General features: G+C 60.8%; 17 protein-coding genes. 5 read left to right on the forward strand and 12 right to left on the reverse strand.

Annotated elements, in window-relative coordinates:
• Nucleotides 1-23: 23 nt before the first annotated feature.
• From ACTCHC_RS09400 to ACTCHC_RS09410, 3 genes are all read right to left on the reverse strand, one after another.
• On the reverse strand, nucleotides 24-980 hold the full coding sequence (locus tag ACTCHC_RS09400; protein WP_463022229.1) for an OmpA family protein: 957 nt from the start codon (nucleotides 978-980) through the stop codon (nucleotides 24-26).
• A 203-nt stretch (nucleotides 981-1,183) separates the two neighbouring features.
• Nucleotides 1,184-1,900 carry a GNAT family N-acetyltransferase gene (locus tag ACTCHC_RS09405; protein WP_463022230.1) on the reverse strand — a complete coding sequence of 239 codons (717 nt, stop codon included), beginning with the start codon at nucleotides 1,898-1,900 and terminating at the stop codon, nucleotides 1,184-1,186.
• Entirely contained in the window at nucleotides 1,897-2,628 is a 732-nt protein-coding gene (locus ACTCHC_RS09410) for a competence/damage-inducible protein A (protein WP_463022231.1), read from the reverse strand. Before ACTCHC_RS09410 ends, ACTCHC_RS09405 begins: the two co-directional genes overlap by 4 nt.
• A gap of 126 nt (nucleotides 2,629-2,754) precedes the next feature.
• On the opposite strand from ACTCHC_RS09410, the gene map reads away from it, so the two are divergent.
• Nucleotides 2,755-3,567 carry a type I methionyl aminopeptidase gene (map, locus tag ACTCHC_RS09415; RefSeq protein WP_463022232.1) on the forward strand — a complete coding sequence of 271 codons (813 nt, stop codon included), beginning with the start codon at nucleotides 2,755-2,757 and terminating at the stop codon, nucleotides 3,565-3,567.
• Here map and rsmD read toward each other — a convergent pair.
• Nucleotides 3,549-4,124: a 16S rRNA (guanine(966)-N(2))-methyltransferase RsmD gene (gene rsmD, locus ACTCHC_RS09420; RefSeq protein WP_463022233.1), complete on the reverse strand. Its 576-nt coding sequence runs from the start codon at nucleotides 4,122-4,124 to the stop codon at nucleotides 3,549-3,551. The genes map and rsmD overlap by 19 nt on opposite strands.
• 111 nt (nucleotides 4,125-4,235) lie before the next feature.
• Between rsmD and ACTCHC_RS09425 the strand changes: the two genes are divergently transcribed.
• On the forward strand, nucleotides 4,236-4,721 hold the full coding sequence (locus ACTCHC_RS09425) for a redoxin family protein (RefSeq protein ID WP_463022234.1): 486 nt from the start codon (nucleotides 4,236-4,238) through the stop codon (nucleotides 4,719-4,721).
• 6 nt (nucleotides 4,722-4,727) lie between these two features.
• Here the strand turns inward: ACTCHC_RS09425 and ACTCHC_RS09430 are convergent, their stop codons facing one another.
• From ACTCHC_RS09430 to ACTCHC_RS09460, 7 genes are all read right to left on the reverse strand, one after another.
• Nucleotides 4,728-5,558 (reverse strand): mechanosensitive ion channel family protein, encoded by an 831-nt coding sequence (locus tag ACTCHC_RS09430; RefSeq protein WP_463022235.1) that lies wholly within the window; start codon nucleotides 5,556-5,558, stop codon nucleotides 4,728-4,730.
• Nucleotides 5,555-5,848 (reverse strand): 4a-hydroxytetrahydrobiopterin dehydratase, encoded by a 294-nt coding sequence (locus ACTCHC_RS09435; RefSeq protein ID WP_463022236.1) that lies wholly within the window; start codon nucleotides 5,846-5,848, stop codon nucleotides 5,555-5,557. The genes ACTCHC_RS09430 and ACTCHC_RS09435 overlap by 4 nt, the downstream gene beginning before the upstream one ends.
• The gene (locus ACTCHC_RS09440) at nucleotides 5,845-7,029 is read right to left on the reverse strand and encodes a GNAT family N-acetyltransferase (RefSeq protein ID WP_463022237.1); all 1,185 of its coding nucleotides are present in this window, start codon (nucleotides 7,027-7,029) and stop codon (nucleotides 5,845-5,847) included. The genes ACTCHC_RS09435 and ACTCHC_RS09440 overlap by 4 nt, the downstream gene beginning before the upstream one ends.
• 50 nt (nucleotides 7,030-7,079) lie before the next feature.
• A complete protein-coding gene (locus ACTCHC_RS09445; protein WP_463022238.1) occupies nucleotides 7,080-7,850 on the reverse strand; it encodes a glycerophosphodiester phosphodiesterase family protein in 771 nt (256 codons plus the stop codon).
• Nucleotides 7,847-8,311 (reverse strand): RidA family protein, encoded by a 465-nt coding sequence (locus ACTCHC_RS09450; RefSeq protein WP_463022239.1) that lies wholly within the window; start codon nucleotides 8,309-8,311, stop codon nucleotides 7,847-7,849. Before ACTCHC_RS09450 ends, ACTCHC_RS09445 begins: the two co-directional genes overlap by 4 nt.
• Nucleotides 8,312-8,377: 66 nt before the next feature.
• Nucleotides 8,378-9,685 (reverse strand): HlyD family type I secretion periplasmic adaptor subunit, encoded by a 1,308-nt coding sequence (locus tag ACTCHC_RS09455; RefSeq protein ID WP_463022240.1) that lies wholly within the window; start codon nucleotides 9,683-9,685, stop codon nucleotides 8,378-8,380.
• Nucleotides 9,682-11,424, reverse strand: a complete 1,743-nt coding sequence (locus ACTCHC_RS09460) for a type I secretion system permease/ATPase (protein ID WP_463022241.1) — start codon at nucleotides 11,422-11,424, stop codon at nucleotides 9,682-9,684. Before ACTCHC_RS09460 ends, ACTCHC_RS09455 begins: the two co-directional genes overlap by 4 nt.
• 172 nt (nucleotides 11,425-11,596) lie before the next feature.
• Between ACTCHC_RS09460 and ACTCHC_RS09465 the strand changes: the two genes are divergently transcribed.
• Nucleotides 11,597-12,331 (forward strand): MlaA family lipoprotein, encoded by a 735-nt coding sequence (locus ACTCHC_RS09465; RefSeq protein WP_463022242.1) that lies wholly within the window; start codon nucleotides 11,597-11,599, stop codon nucleotides 12,329-12,331.
• On the forward strand, nucleotides 12,321-12,920 hold the full coding sequence (locus tag ACTCHC_RS09470; protein ID WP_463022243.1) for an MlaC/ttg2D family ABC transporter substrate-binding protein: 600 nt from the start codon (nucleotides 12,321-12,323) through the stop codon (nucleotides 12,918-12,920). The genes ACTCHC_RS09465 and ACTCHC_RS09470 overlap by 11 nt, the downstream gene beginning before the upstream one ends.
• Here ACTCHC_RS09470 and ACTCHC_RS09475 read toward each other — a convergent pair whose 3' ends face one another.
• Complete coding sequence (locus ACTCHC_RS09475) at nucleotides 12,921-15,068, reverse strand: transglycosylase domain-containing protein (protein WP_463022244.1); 2,148 nt, start codon at nucleotides 15,066-15,068, stop codon at nucleotides 12,921-12,923.
• Between the two features lie 259 nt (nucleotides 15,069-15,327).
• Between ACTCHC_RS09475 and ACTCHC_RS09480 the strand changes: the two genes are divergently transcribed.
• Entirely contained in the window at nucleotides 15,328-15,666 is a 339-nt protein-coding gene (locus tag ACTCHC_RS09480; protein ID WP_463022245.1) for a P-II family nitrogen regulator, read from the forward strand.
• Nucleotides 15,667-15,687: the final 21 nt, after the last annotated feature.

Raw genomic sequence — 15,687 nt, forward strand, 5'->3', positions numbered from 1 at the left:
TTCTTGTTGGCAAAGCTGCGGGTTCAGTCGGTGATCAGAACAACCTCGACCCGGCGGTTCCGGGTGCGGCCCGTTTCGGTGTCGTTATTGGCAATCGGCGACAGAAAGCCCACGCCTTGAACGGCACTGATCTGGCTTTCGGGAATATCCAATGATTGTATCAACCGCTCGGCCACAGCCTGGGCGCGGGCGCGCGACAGGGCGATGTTGCCCTCTAGCGTGCCTTCCGCATCGGTATGGCCAACCAGCGCAATACGGCGATCCGGGTTGGCCTTGAGATAATCGGAAAGGGTTGTCAGAGAGTCAAAGCCGCTGTCGTCCAGCCTGGCCGCGCCGGTTTCAAAATGCAGATCTGCCAGAACGACGCTTCCGGTCTGTTCAAGCTGACTGATCAGGGGTGCCGTCGCATCGCCAGCGGGGGCGGGATCGGCTGAAACAGGTGTTTTTGTCGACAATGTCAGCCGCGCAAGCGCCTTGTTCGCGGCGCCTACCCGGATCACATGAACGAAGCCCCGTGTCGAGGTGCGGCTGACCAGAAGGCTGACATAATCAGGATTCTTGCCCTTTCGCTGCGCGGCCAGATAGCGGTAATCGCCCAGATCAACATGCATCGCCGGTTCGGGAAGAACTTCGGTGGCATAGCGGAAATCGAACCCGCCGCAGGTTGCAGCTTCGCATTCGAACAAGATGTCAAACCCGTCGGCGACAAGCTGGTCGCGCAGTGGCGCCAGAATTTCCAGGGTGGTGCGGCCATCGGCGGGCATCTGCCACGCCTGCATCTTGCGCGCGCCTTCGGTGGGCAATGTCGCGACGGCGCGGCCATCCCATGGGCCGGTGGGCAGCATATAGCTTGCCAGATTGTCAATTTTTTCGCTGGCGATGGTCGCGCCGTCAGGAAGGGTCAGCGACTGGGCCTGCAGGCAGGCCGGAGCCAGCGCCGCAGCGGTCAGCAGAATGATCCCTTTCAACCCGATCGGCATTGCCCGTCATATTCCTTATCTTTGACAGCCGGAGCGATCTTGTACCCGACAATTTTCCAAATGGTGAATAATCGACTATAGACTAGGCGACTGCCAACCATTTGCGCAACACTGGAGCCGTTTGCTGTCAGTAAGTCAGGCCATATGGGCGCTTTTGCGGCGGAAATATGCCGATATGGGCCGGTTTTCGGGGGGGGGGCCGGCTATTTCACCCGGATATGCAGCTTGGCGATGTCATGCATTCCCAAGGTTGCGAACAGGGCGCGCGCGGCAGAATTGTCAGATTCGACCTGCACGGCAAAGGTTTGCGCGCCTTGTTGCCTTGCCCAGACCGCCGCCGCCCGCATCATGTTGATGGCCGCCTTCATCCGGCGCATGTCCGGGCGTACGGCCAGCGCATGACAAAAGGCGATACTGTCACTGACCGCGACAAAAGCCGCGCCGACCGGCCGTTCAGCCGCCCGGCCAAACACCGATGTTTTCGGGCAGTTCACGCGGTTCATGACCGCCAGCCGTTCAGGCCCGATGTCCATATCGGCCCAAATTTCATATTGTGCAAACACCGGTTCCCAGACGGTGAAAGCGCTGATCGGAGCAGGGCCGTCTGCCGCCACAAGATCGACCGGGGCAGCCGATATGATGACGGATTTGTCTATCTGATAACCCGATTGTGCCAAAAGCGCGTCCAGATCGTCCTCGCCGGGGCGTATCATGAAGCTGGGTTGCTGGCCGGTTGCGCGCATCTGCGTTTCAGCGGTGGCGATGTCCTGTGGCGCTACGGCGCTGCCGTTTAGCGTTGCCGATGAGACGCGCAATCCGCCACCCGCCCCGTGGCGGATGGTGAAAGGGCCTGACTGGTGCAGGGTGGCTGCGGGCCAGGTTGCAGCAGCAGCGTCGAAAAACCGGGTGGTATCGGTCACAGCATCGCCCCCGGAAAAATACCGGCCAGTTTGGTCATGGCTGCGTCTATGCGCGTGGCATCGGTGCCACGGATCACGATATTGGCGCCAAAGACGCCGTTCGACTGAAATGGATAGGATCCGATCGACAGATCGGCATATTCGGCGGCCAGATCGGACAGTGGGCCGGCGATTTCACCTTCGCCGCGGTCGATGCGCAATGTCTGGCTGAGCAGCGGCGCGCCAGCCGTCAGCGTCGGGATCACCGAGGCCACCATGGCCTCGAATATAGATGGAACCCCGGCCATGACATGAACGTTTCCGACCGTGAAACCGGGGGCGGATGATATCGGATTGTCAATAAGCGTGGCGCCGTCGGGCACACGGGCCATGCGCAGCCGGGCGGCGTTCAACTCGGTGCCGGTGGCGGCACAACGCGCCGCGACCAGCGCGCGTGCGTCGTCGCGGATGCTGATGCCGATGCCGAAAGCCGCGGCGATGGCATCGGCAGTAATATCGTCATGGGTGGGGCCGATCCCGCCAGATGTGAAGACATTGTCATATGCATCGCGCAACGCGTTGACTGCCGCCACGATGCCGGGCTGATCATCGGCGACCACGCGCACCTCGCGCAGGACGATACCGTGCTTGGTCAGTTCTCGTGCCAGATAGTGCATGTTGGAGTCGCGGGTGCGGCCCGACAGGATTTCATCTCCGATCACGACCATGGCTGCAGTTGGGTTGGGCATCTGCGTCGTCCTTTGTTTGTCATTGTGGGTATAGGGCGGCGCGGGGCGGTTTCAAAGCCCCAGTTGCACCACTGGCCATTGCCGGCGAAGGACATTATCTATGGTTTAAACAGGATGGAGAGTGCTGTGGATGACAGTGCGCGCGGTCGGCTGACCAAGGATGGTATCAGAATTTACGAACCGGCGGATTTTGCCGGTATGCACCGGGCAGGGCGCCTTGCGGCCGAAATTCTGGACGCTGTTGCGCCATTGGTCGAACCGGGCCGCACCACAGGCGAAATTGACGATGTCATCACCAATATGGTTGCCGCCGCTGGCGCCGTTTCGGCGACGATTGGATACAAGGGATATCAGCACGCCAGTTGCATCAGCGTCAACCACGTGGTGTGCCATGGTATTCCGGGCGAAAAGCGTCTGAAGGATGGCGATATCCTGAATATCGACGTGACCGTCATCGTTGATGGGTGGTTCGGCGATACCAGCCGGATGTATGTCGCGGGCAATCTGTCCCGCCGGGCCGAGCGGTTGATTCAGGTGACGCATGACGCCCTGTTCAAGGGGATCGAGGCCGTGAAGCCGGGCAATACATTCGGTGATATCGGCCATGCCATCCAAACCTATGCCGAGGCCCAGCGCATGTCGGTTGTGCGCGATTTCTGCGGGCACGGTCTGGGCCGGGTGTTTCATGCGCCCCCCAATGTGCTGCATTATGGCCGTGCCGGAACCGGGCCGGTTCTGGAAGAAGGCATGTTCTTCACGATCGAGCCGATGATCAATCTGGGCCGCCCGGAAACCAAGGTGCTGGCCGATGACTGGACAGCCGTGACGCGCGACAAATCGTTGTCGGCGCAGTTCGAACATTCGGTCGGCGTGACGGCGGACGGGTGCGAAATTTTCACGTTGTCGCCGTCTGGCCGGTTTCATCCGACCTGGGGCTGATTGGCCTGCAATATCGAGATCACCGTATCGCCATAGCGACGCGCATCCAGCACGGCAAGTTCGGCGGGTGGCGTGATCTGGGTGTTTTCTTCCCATACGATCAGTGCGCCGGGTGCGATCCAACCCCCTGACAATGCGGTCGCTATCGCCTTTTCCCCCAGCCCCTTGCCATAGGGCGGATCAAGGAAGACAAGCGTTGCTGCCGCGCCGGGATTAACCCCCAGGCGGCTGGCATCTCGCTTGATCAGGGCCGTATCGGCCTGTGCGCGGCACTTTTCGATATTGGCGCGGATCAGGCTTTGTGCCTTGGCACCGTCATCGACAAAGGTGACATGCGCGGCACCCCGCGACAGGGCCTCCAGACCCAATGCGCCGGTGCCGGCGAACAGGTCCAGCACCTGCGCATCGCTGACCGGATCACCATAGCCGCCGTTTATCAGCAGGTTGAACAGGCTTTCACGCACCCGGTCGGATGTCGGGCGCAAATGTGCCCCCGCGTCGCCCTTGCCAAGTGCCCCCAGCGCAAGACCGCGATGTTTGCCTGCGATGATCCTCATGCCGAATAAATTTGCATCCGAAAAGCCCTTTGATGCCGGGTTGAGATGGACGGAACCGATGGCCAGCCTATAGTTTGCAGCGCAACAAACACAATGCGCGAAAGGGATATGATGACAATTTCGACAGGCGACAGACTGCCCGATGCCACGCTGGCGCGGATGGGGCCGAACGGGCCAGAAACGGTGCAACTGGGCAGTCTTCTGGCGGGGCGGAAGGTTGTGCTGTTTGCGTTGCCGGGGGCCTTTACCGGCGGGTGTTCGACCATCCATATGCCCAGCTTTGTGCGCACCGCCGATCAGTTTCGGGCCAGGGGCGTCGATGACATCATCTGCCTTTCGGTCAATGATCCATTTGTTCTGGCGGCATGGGGCAAGGAAACCGGCGCGTCGGCGGCCGGCATCATGCTGGTTGGCGATGCCGATGGCAGCTTTACCAAGGGGCTGGGCATGGATTTCACCGCGCCTGCGATCGGGTTGATCGGGCGTTCCAATCGCTATGCGCTGGTGGTGGACGATGGCATTGTGAGCGTCGCCAATATCGACAAGCCGGGCGTCTGTGAAATGTCCACGGGCGAAACCCTGCTGGAGGCGGTGTAATCCCGGTTATTTCGACGTCTGGATAAGCGTCTGGGTCGGGAAGGGGATGTCGATACCCGCGTCGTCGAAGCCATGTTTGACGGCGCGGGTCAGATCGAATTTCAGGTCCCAGTAATCGCTGGCATCGCACCAGACACGTATGGTGAAATCGACCGAACTGTCGCCCAGATTGGTAACTTTGACAAAGGGCTCCGGGTCCAACTTGGCGCGGGGGTCCGCGGCGATACAGGTGTTCAGAACCTGTTCGGCGCGTTTGAGATCGCTGTCATAGGCCACGCCAAAGACCAGATCGCAGCGGCGCGTGGCATGTGCCGAATAATTGGTGATGGCCGAAGACCAGATATCGCTGTTGGGCACGATGATCTGCACATTGTCAGGTGTGGTCAGTTCGGTAAAGAACAATGATATTGTGGAAACCGTGCCTGCCTGCCCAGCCCCCTGAATATAGTCGCCAACCTTGAACGGACGAAACGCCACCAGCATCACCCCGGCGGCAAGATTTGACAATGTGCCCTGCAAGGCCAGGCCGATGGCCAGCCCGGCCGCACCGATCAACGCCACCAACGAGGCGGTCTGAATGCCGAACCGGTTCAGCACGAAAATCACCGCTAAGGCCAGGATCGCATAGCGGGCCAGGCTGCCCAGGAACGACATCAGCGTGGCATCCAGGCGTGGATTCCCTTGCGCCATGCGCGAGATTCGCGCCTTGGCATAGTTGCTGACCCAAAGCCCGATGATCAGAACGATCAGCGCATAGATCACGTTCAGCCCCAGGCCGATGATCCAGCCCAGGTTTTCGTCGATCAGGGCGTTGATGTCGTTCAGGTCGGGGGTCATTGCAGTGCATCCATCTTCTTGGCCAGTTTCACGTCGCGTTTCGTCAGGCCACCTGCATCATGCGATGTCAGCGTAACCTGAACGGTTTTATAGACATTAGACCATTCAGGATGGTGGTTCCACTTTTCGGCCCACAATGCGGTGCGGGCCATGAAACCAAAGGCATCGACAAAATCGGCGAAGACAAAGGTCTTGGCGATGGCGTCGCGCCCTTCGACCATCTGCCAGCCATTGTTCAGCAGGTCGGCCAGTACGGCGGCGCGATCGTCGGATGTAAGGGTGTCGGTCATTCTGATTCTCCTGATACTTTGCGGAAGGGGCCAAAATTGGTCAGCACCTCGATTTCTTCATCCACTGCGGCGCGTTCGGCGCGCAGATATTGCGCCACGGCGCGCGACAATCCCTGATCGGCGATCCAGTGCAGTGAATGTGTGGGCCGGGGCAGATATCCGCGTGCCAGTTTATGTTCGCCCTGCGCGCCTGCCTCGACACGCCGCAGGCCCTGCGCGATGGCATAGTCTATGGCCTGATAATAGCAGATCTCGAAATGCAGGCAGGGGTGATCCTCAATCGCGCCCCAATAGCGGCCGAACAGCGTGTCGCGCCCGATAAAGTTCAACGCGCCTGCGATGGGCTTTCCGCCGTGTTCGGCCATAACCAGCAGGATGTCGTCACGCAATGTTTCGTGGGCCTGTTCAAAAAATGCGCGCGTCAGATAGGGCGTGCCCCATTTTCGTGCCCCGGTATCCTGATAAAAGCGCCAGAATGCATCCCAATGTTCCGGTCTGATCTGGTCGCCTGTCAGGGCGCTGATCGTCCCGCCGAACTCTTGCGCGGTTATGCGTTCCTTGCGGATATTCTTGCGCTTGCGCGATGACATGGTACGCAGAAAATCGTCGAAATCGGAATATTCGGCGTTCTGCCAGTGAAATTGCTGTGTCACCCGGTGCAACAGGCCCATTTGTGCACCGGCAAGGGCCTCTTCTTCGGTGCAAAAGGTGATGTGCAGCGAGGAAAGCCCGTTTTCCGCTGCCAATTGCACCGCACCCTGAACCAATGCGGCGCGGGCCGCGGCCTGATGACTGGTGCGCGCCAAAAGCCGGGGGCCGGTTGCCGGCGTGAAGGGCACGGCGATCTGCAGTTTCGGATAATATCGCCCGCCCGCGTTTTCATAGGCATGGGCCCAGTTGTGATCGAAGATATATTCGCCTTGGCTGTGACTTTTGACATACATGGGCGCGGCGCCGATCAGTTCGTCGTTTTGGCGGGCGATCAGATATCGGGGCTGCCATCCGGTGCGCGGGCCGACAGAGCCGCTGGTTTCCAGCGCAAGAAGGAAGCGGTGGGTTGTAAAGGGGTCGGTGGGGCGGCTGCCCGGTGCGCCATCCGCGCAGGCGCAGGCATCCCATTCGGTCGCCGGTATATCGGCCAGCGACGTCAGCATCGTAATTTCGATCTGGCTGTCTCGCATCCTGCCTTGTCCCTGCCCGCGTCTATTACATGTGCCGCGCTGCGGCGGGGTCAAGCGTGGATCGCGGCTGGTTCGTATCCTTCAAAGGTGATGTTGTCGGCGATCCGGCGCGCTGCGGCATCCTGCTGTGGTGTGCGAATGGTCCAGCACAGGATTGCCGCGCCCTGAGCTTTCAATTCGGCAACCCTGGGTCGCGTCAGATCATCGGCCTGATGGCTGATGAAGCAGGCGCCGGTCCGGTCGTAATCGGGAATGTCGCGCAGGCGCGCGCGGGTGGCGCGTGGCACCAATGACCAATGCGCGGCATCGAACGAGCAGGTCGTCAGGCCCCGCGGGCGCTGCGGTGCGGCGGCGGCCAGTGCGGCCACGGAATGCGGGTTGAACGACATCAGTGCGACCGGCCCGTCATAGGGTTCCAGCGCCAGGGCGACCGCGCGCTCCAGGGGGCCGACCGATGGGCCCAGGGCGCCATCCTGATCCTTGACTTCGATCAGCAGCGGAACGCGACCGGCGACCAAAGCCAGAATTTCGGGCAGGGTCGGTATGGTCTCATCACAGCCCTTCAGGCCGATCTGCGACAGATCGTGGGCGCTGCGTTGCCGAAACGGGCCGTTCTGATTGGTCAGGCGCGCCAAGTCATAATCGTGAAATACCATTGGCACGCCGTCGGCCGAAGGTTGAATATCAATTTCAATTCCATAGCCCGCCGCGATGGCGGCCCGAATGGCGGCGCGCGAGTTTTCGGGGCGCTGGCGCGCGCTGTCATGCAGCGCGCGGTGGGCGATGGGTGAGGTCAACAAAGAGGCGGGAAGGTGCGTCATCGGATCTGGAAAATCGCCTCGATCTCGACCGCGACGCCGAAGGGCAGTGACGCAGCACTGACGGCAGAGCGCGCATGGCGCCCCGCATCACCCAGGGCAGAAACCAGAAAATCGGAGGCGCCGTTGATGACCTTGGGTTGGTCGGTGAAGTCGGGCGTGGAATTGACAAAGCCGGTCAGCTTTACCACGCGCACGAGCCGGTCAAGATCGCCGCCGCAGGCCGTGCGCAGTTGCGCCAGCAAAGCGATGGCGCAGCATCGGGCGGCTTCAGCGCCCTGACCAATATCCAGATCCTGGCCCAGCTTGCCGGTGATGGGCGCGCCATCGCGGATCGATATCTGACCGGACACATGCACCAGATCACCCACGATCACGAAAGGAACATAATTGGCGGCCGGGGCGGGCGCGTCCGGCAAGGTCACGCCAAGGCTGGCCAGGCTGGCTTCGAATTTACCGCGCATCGCGTTCTCCGGGTTTGTGGTTCGGGCGCAAGCTAGCCGCCAGCGCCCTTGGGCGAAACCCGAAAATCAGCTTTCGCGGAAGGCGCGGTTGAAATATTCGGCCAAGGGCTTGATCAGATAAGCCAAAGGCGTGCGATCCCCGGTGCGAATGAAGGCCTCGACCGGCATGCCGGGCACAATCCGCTGGCCGTTCAGCTTGTCCACCTCGCCGGGGTCCAGAACGATTTCGGCGCGGTAATAGCTGATCTTGGTCGCTTCATCGACAAAGGTATCGGCCGAGATCTGTTCCAGATGCCCCATCAGAATGGGGGTTGTGCGGTTGTCAAAGGCGGCAAAACGCAAGGTGACGGGCTGGCCGACGAAAACCTCGTCGACATGGATCGGCTGAATACGTGCGTCGATCACCAGCGGGCGATCCTGCGGCACCAGATACATCACCGGTTCGGCGCCGCGAATGACCGAGCGTGGCGCAAAGACCGTCAGGCCGTAAACGATGCCCGATACGGGTGCGCGCAGTTCAAGCCGGCCCAGATTGCCCAGCAAAGCCTGCCGTTTTTCCGCCAGTTCCAGCGCGCGATATTGCAGGTCGCGCAGGCCGGTGATGGCCTCTTCGCGACGGGCCGTGCCCAGTTTGAGCGTTTCGATTTCCAGTTCGGTGATGCGGCCTTCGGCCTGCGCGGCCTGTGCGATCAATTCGCCAAGCTGGCCTTGCAGGCGTGCCTCTTCGCGCTGCAGTGACAACACGCGCGACGATTGTGCCAGCCCTTTGGACAGCAGCGATTGCTGATCTTTCAACTCGGTTTCAATCAGGGCGAGCTGGCTTTGCATCGCCTCGCGCTGGGCGGTGATGCCGACAACCTGATCGGCGATCTGATTGCGCCGCTTTTGCAGTTGTTCGATTTCCTGTTGCTGGCTGTCGATGCGGGCGTTGAACAGGCGCGTCTGGCCGTCCATCAGTTCGGCGACTTCGGGGCGGGTGGCGGCAAATTCGACCAGTTGCGTATCGAATGTCACCGCGCTGGCGTCGTCGCGTTCGGCCTGCAGCCGGCCCTTGCGGGCCAGCAACTCGAACAGTTCGCTTTCCACGATCGACAGCTCGGACCGCATCTGTTCGGAATCCAGCCGGATCACCACATCGCCGGCCGAGACCGTGTCGCCTTCCTTGACCAGGATCGCCTCGACCACGCCACCGTCGGGGTGCTGCACGACCTGGCGGTTCTGATCGACCTTGACCTGCCCCGGTGCCACGATGGCGCCGGCGATATTGGTCAAGATCGACCAGCTGCCAAAGCCACCAAGCAGGATCGCAAGGGCGACAAAGCCCAGGATCAGCGGGCTTCGGGCGGACCAGCGCATTGCGTCATTGGGGATCATGATACGCCTCCGGTGCCGCGCGATTGCTGGATATCGGCATGATTTTTCACTGTTCCGCGCAGCACGTCGTCACGTGGGCCAAAGGCCTTGCGCAGACCGTTTTCCAGGACAAGCAACAGATCGCATTCCTGTATCGCGGCTGGCCGGTGCGCCATGATCAGCACCGATTTTCCGTCGGCCTTCATCTGCCGGATGGCGTGGTTCAATGCGGCAGAGCCTTCGTTATCTAGGTTCGAGTTGGGTTCGTCCAGAACCACCAGAACCGGATCGCCATACATCGCGCGGGCGAGGCCGATACGCTGAATCTGGCCGCCCGAAAGCCGCCCGCCCGAGGCTGAAACCCGTGTGTCATAGCCTTCGGGCAGGCGCAGGATCATGTCATGCGCGGCGGCCTTCTTGGCTGCGGCGACAACCTGTTCATCATCGGGGACCAGCGCCAGCTTGGCGATATTTTCGGCGATCGTGCCGTCAAACAGCGTTACCCGCTGCGGAAGATAGCCAATATGCTGGCCCAGAACCTCGGGCGTGTATTGATCCAGCGTGGCGTTATCCAGCCGGATACGGCCCGCTGCCGGGCGCCAGACACCCGTCAGGGCGCGGGCCAGTGTCGATTTTCCGGCGCCCGACTGGCCGATCACGCCAATGGCCTGCCCCGGTTTCAGGTCAAATGATACCATGCGCAGCGCGGCCTGATTTTCCCCGGGGGGGACAACGGTCAGTTGCTGAACGTCCAGTATCGCGCGGGGGCGCGGCAGGGCGGTTCTGGGCGCATCCTTTGGAAAATCGGTCAGCAATTCGCCCAGGTTCTGCCAGCCCTTGACCGCAGCCTGCAGCAGGCCCCACTGCCCGATGGCCTGTTCGACGGGGGCCAGCGCGCGGCCCATCATGATTGACGCGGCGATCATCGCGCCGCCTGTCATCACGCCCCGCAACACCAGATAGGCACCCAGGGCCAGCATGGCCGACTGAAGGAACAGCCTGAAGGTGCGCGATGTCGTCGTAAAGGCCCCGGAACGGTCTGATGCGGAAAGCTGCAGTTCCTGCGCATTCAGGCGGGCCAGTTCCCAGCGCCGGAAGGCCGCATCCTGCATGCCCAGGCCACGAACCAGCTCGGCTTCGGACCGCAACTGGTTGGCAATCACTTCGGCCTGCGCCGCGGCAAGGGCGGCGGATTGCACCGGCGCGCTGGTGCGGGTCTGGTTCAGCATGGCCACGGCGACCAGGATCGCCCCGCCGATGATGGCAAGCACGCCCAGCGCCGGATGAAACACGAAAATTCCCAGCAGGAAAATCGGTGTCCAGGGGATATCGAAAAAGGCCAGCAAGGCAGGCGAGGACATCAGGCGATGCACCGCGATCAGATCGGCCAGCCCATTGCCCGGAGCCATGCCATTGCGTGACTGCGCCGCGCGGCGGATCACCGCCGAAAAGACGCGCCCTTCCAGCAGGGTCTGGAAACGGGCGGCGGCGCGGGCCATGACACGGCCACGGGCGAAATCCAGCAAGCCCATCATCAGATAAAGAAACGCCACAAGCACGGTCAGCGCCAAAAGGGTTTCCCTGGAGCCGCTGCCCAGAACCCGGTCATAGACCTGCAACATGAAAATCGGACCTGTCAGCATCAGCAGATTCACGAAGATACTGAACAGGAATGATGCGGCGAACAGCCCGTTTCCCGCATTTCTTGCGGCGCGCAGTTCATCATTGCCGGGTTTTGTGCTGGATTCTTTTTTCGCCACGGCTGGCGTATCCTTCCTGGTCAGGGTTGGGGCCTTGAGTCTGTCGCTTTCAGGCCACATAACCCGGTCTGAATCGCCGGTCAGACTGGGCATGCCATATGTCATACCTATGTTGCACGGAATATGAAGCGAGTATTGAGAGCGCCACCACTTTTTTGGAGAAGTGCATAACATGCGCGGTATTTTGCATCTTGTGTCGATATTAGGGGCAATGGGGTTGGCGGCTTGTGGGCCTGCCCCTGTACCCACGGGCATTTCCGACCCGTTCGAGCAAACAAATCGTCAGGCACATGAATTCAACCGAAACGTGGATCAGGCGGTGTTGCGGCCAGTGTCGCGGGCCTATGGCACGGCGATTCCGGCGCCGCTGCGCCAGGGCGTCAGCAATTTCGCGGCCAATCTCGATCTGCCGGGGATCGTTCTGAACGATATCCTGCAGTTTCGTATCGAGGATGCTGGGGCCAACACGATGCGCTTCCTGTTCAATACAACATTCGGCCTGGGCGGCGTTTTCGATCTGGCCTCTTATGGCGGGCTCTATGCGCGGGAAACCGATTTCGGAGAGACGCTGTATCGCTGGGGCATGGACGAGGGCGACTATGTCGAGCTGATGTTGCTTGGCCCGTCGACAGAGCGTGACACGGTCGGCAAGATTGTCGGATTCTTCACGAACCCGACGCGGCTGTTCATCCCGGCCCCGGTGCGTCAGGCCGGAACCGCGGCATCTGTCGGGGATGTGATTGGCAAACGCTATCAGTATTCGGACACAGTGGATTCGTTGCTGTATGAAAGCGCCGACAGCTATGCGCAGTCGCGCCTGTTGTATCTGCAAAATCGTCGTTTTGAACTTGGGCGCGGCGAAGAGCCTACCTATCTGGACCCGTATGAGGACCCCTATGCCGAATAATATGGACCGTCGTTTCGTGCTGTCGATGCTGGGTGTTGCCGCCATTGGATTGCCCGGCACAGCCTTTGCGCTGGATACCGCGCAGGCCCGTCAGTTGATCGACAGCGCCGTTGCCGACATCAATTCCGTGATCAATTCCGGTCGGTCGCAGGAGCAGATGTTCGCTGATTTCGAGAGGATCTTCGCGAAATACGCCGATGTAGACATCATCGCGCGCTCGGCATTGGGGATTGCGGCCCGTTCGGCCAGCCCGACGCAATTGGCAGCTTTCACCAAGGCATTCCGGGGTTATATGGCGCGCAAATACGGGCGGCGCTTTCGTGAATTCATCGGTGGCCGGATCGAGGTGAACGCCGCACGAGAGATCAAGAGCATCTATGAGGTCAGCGCGACCGCATATTTGCAAGGGTCAAAGCCGCTGGATGTGGTCTTTCTGGTTTCCGACAAAAGCGGGCGTAACCTGTTCTTCAATCTGTTCATCGAAGGTGTGAACATGATGGCCTCTGAACGCACCGAAATCGGCGCGATGCTGGATCGGCGCGGCGGGAATGTCGACCAGCTGATTCAGGATCTGGCGCGCGCCGGCTGATCAGCGTTTTCCGAACAGGTTGTTCAAGACATCACGCAGAACCCGCTCCACCGGGTCTGAACCGCCTTGCGCCGGGCCCGTGGTGGAATTGGGGGCCTGCTGCGGGGCGACCGCAGTGGGTATATCCATGGGCAGGGGGGTTGCGGGCAGGCCGTCCTGCACGCGCGTCATGACCTCGTGCCAGATTTCGGCGGGCAAGCCGCCGCCAGTGGTGCCTGACAGGGGCGTGTTGTCATCATATCCCATCCAGACGCCTGTCACATAGTCGGCGGTAAAGCCGATGAACCAGGCATCGCGCGCGGCAGATGTCGTGCCGGTTTTGCCGGCCGCCTGACGGCCCTGCAGGCGGGCGCGCTGACCGGTGCCGTTTTCGATGACGTTATACATCATATAGGTCAGCGAACGGGCAGCACCTTCAGAGATCACCCGTTCGCCCATGCCGCCCTCTTGTCCGATCATCGGGGTGTCCTCGCCCTGCAGGCGCAGGTCGATCAGCCCATAGGGTTTGACCGTTCGACCACCGTTCAGGATGCCCGCATAGGCGCCGGTCATTTCCAGAAGCGTGGATTCCGACGCCCCCAGCGCCAGCGCCGGGCCTGCGGCCAGATCGCTGTTAAGACCGAATTCGGCGGCGATCTTGCGCACGTTTTCGCGGCCGACGGATTCGGACACACGGATTGCCGGGATGTTCAGCGAATGAGTCAGGGCCTGGGTCAGCGTGACGCGCCCACGAAACTGGTGGTCATAATTGGACGGGGTATAGGGCCCCGAGCCGGGCACGTTGATGGTAATGGGCTCGTCCACGACCGTTGCATTGGGGGTGAAGCCAAGATCCAGCGCGGCGGCATAGACAAAGGGCTTGAAGGCTGATCCGGTTTGACGCAGGGCCTGCGTCGCCCGGTTGAAGGCCCCCGAAACATTTGTCGCGCGCCCGCCGACCATGGCGCGCACGGCGCCGTCAGACGACATCACGATGATTGCGGCCTGGGCCTTTGACCCGTCCTTGATCTTGGTGTCGAAAACATATTTCAGCGCCTCTTCGGCCGATCGTTGCAGGCGCGGATCGAACGTAGAGTGAATGATCACGTCTTCGGTGGTGTCGCGGGTCAGGAAGGACGGACCGCTTTCCATGACCCAATCGGCGAAATAGCCGCCCGCACGGGCGGCGGCGGCTTCGGACAATTGCGCGGGATTGGCGCGGGCAGCATCTGCCTGTTCCCTGGTCAGATAGCGCTGATCCTGCATCAGGCCGATGATCAGGTTCGCACGATCCTGCGCCCGTTGCAGGTTGGCGGTGGGCGCATAGGTAGACGGCGCTTTCAGCAGGCCGGCCAGCATGGCCGACTCGGCGGCGTTCACCTGATTGGCGGATTTGCCGAAATAGCGCTGGGCCGCGGCCTCAAACCCACGGGCGCCAGCGCCCAGATAGGCGCGGTTCAGATAGATCGTCAGGATGTCATCCTTGGAATAACGCAGCTCCATCGCCATGGCATAGACCGCCTCCTTGACCTTGCGCACAAGGGTCGTGCGGCGGCAGTCGGACTCGTAATCGGCTTCGGATTTCCATTGTTTGGGATCATAGGGGTTGCCAAGGCAAAGCAGCTTGGCCGTTTGCTGGGTGATGGTCGATCCGCCATTGCCAGACAGCGGGCCGCGCCCTTCGCGCAGGTTGATGGCAATCGCCCCTGCAACGCCGCGCGGGCTGACGCCGAAATGGCGGTAAAAGCGTTTGTCTTCGGTGGCGATAACCGCGTTTTTCAGCACGGGGGCGATTGTTGTCGCGCTGATCTGGCCGCCGAACTGATCGCCGCGCCAGGCAAAAACCTGTCCATCGCGATCAAGCAGGGTGACCGATCCGCGCGTGCGGGCATCCAGCAGGTCAGTTACCGGCGGCAAGGTCGCCGCAAAATAGATCACGGCAAGACCGACCAGAATCGCCACGAACGCGCCAATCCGCCAGCCGATGCGCCAGACCAATCGTGCGATCCAGCCGAACAGCCCGGAAAAGAGCCGAACGAGAGGATTGCGCGAAGCCCGCCTTTTCGGCGCGGCGCGTGATCTTTTCTGTTTCTTCACAGGCTTTTGTGCCGGTTTCGCGGATTTTGAATAGCCCCGATCAGCCACCAGCGGTGGTTTTTTCCCACTCATGGAAACCTCTTTGCCTGCCCTGCCTTTTTCGACACGATACAGGGGCCGCGCCAGAATGTGGAGCGGCAACAGCGCCCCATATCCGCCTTTATTTGCCGCACATAAAATAAGCGCATTGCATAAATATTATACACATTTTGGGGTCCAGACAGCCATTTGTCACCGGATCGTTACCAGTTTTCTTGCGCCAATGCCGCATTCGGCCCCTTCTTGCCTCGTGAAATCCGCAGGGCGACCTGCCAAACGGAAGGGTAACGACGTGAAATTGATCATTGCAGCAATCAAGCCGTTCAAGTTGGAGGAGGTCAGGGAAGCCCTGACGGCCATCGGCGTACGCGGCATGATGGTGACCGAGATCAAGGGTTTTGGCTCTCAGTCTGGTCACACCGAAATCTATCGCGGCGCTGAATATGCCGTGAATTTTGTTCCCAAGGTCAAGCTGGAAATCGTGGTTCCGTCTTCGATTGCCGACCAGGTTGTAGAGACAATCGCAAGCACCGCCAAAACCGACAAGATCGGCGACGGCAAGATTTTCGTTCTGGATGTGAACCAGGCGGTTCGTGTCCGCACAGGCGAAACGAATGACGACGCCCTTTGATACACAGTCGGAAAAGGATCT

The organism is Actibacterium sp. (genome assembly GCF_055134745.1).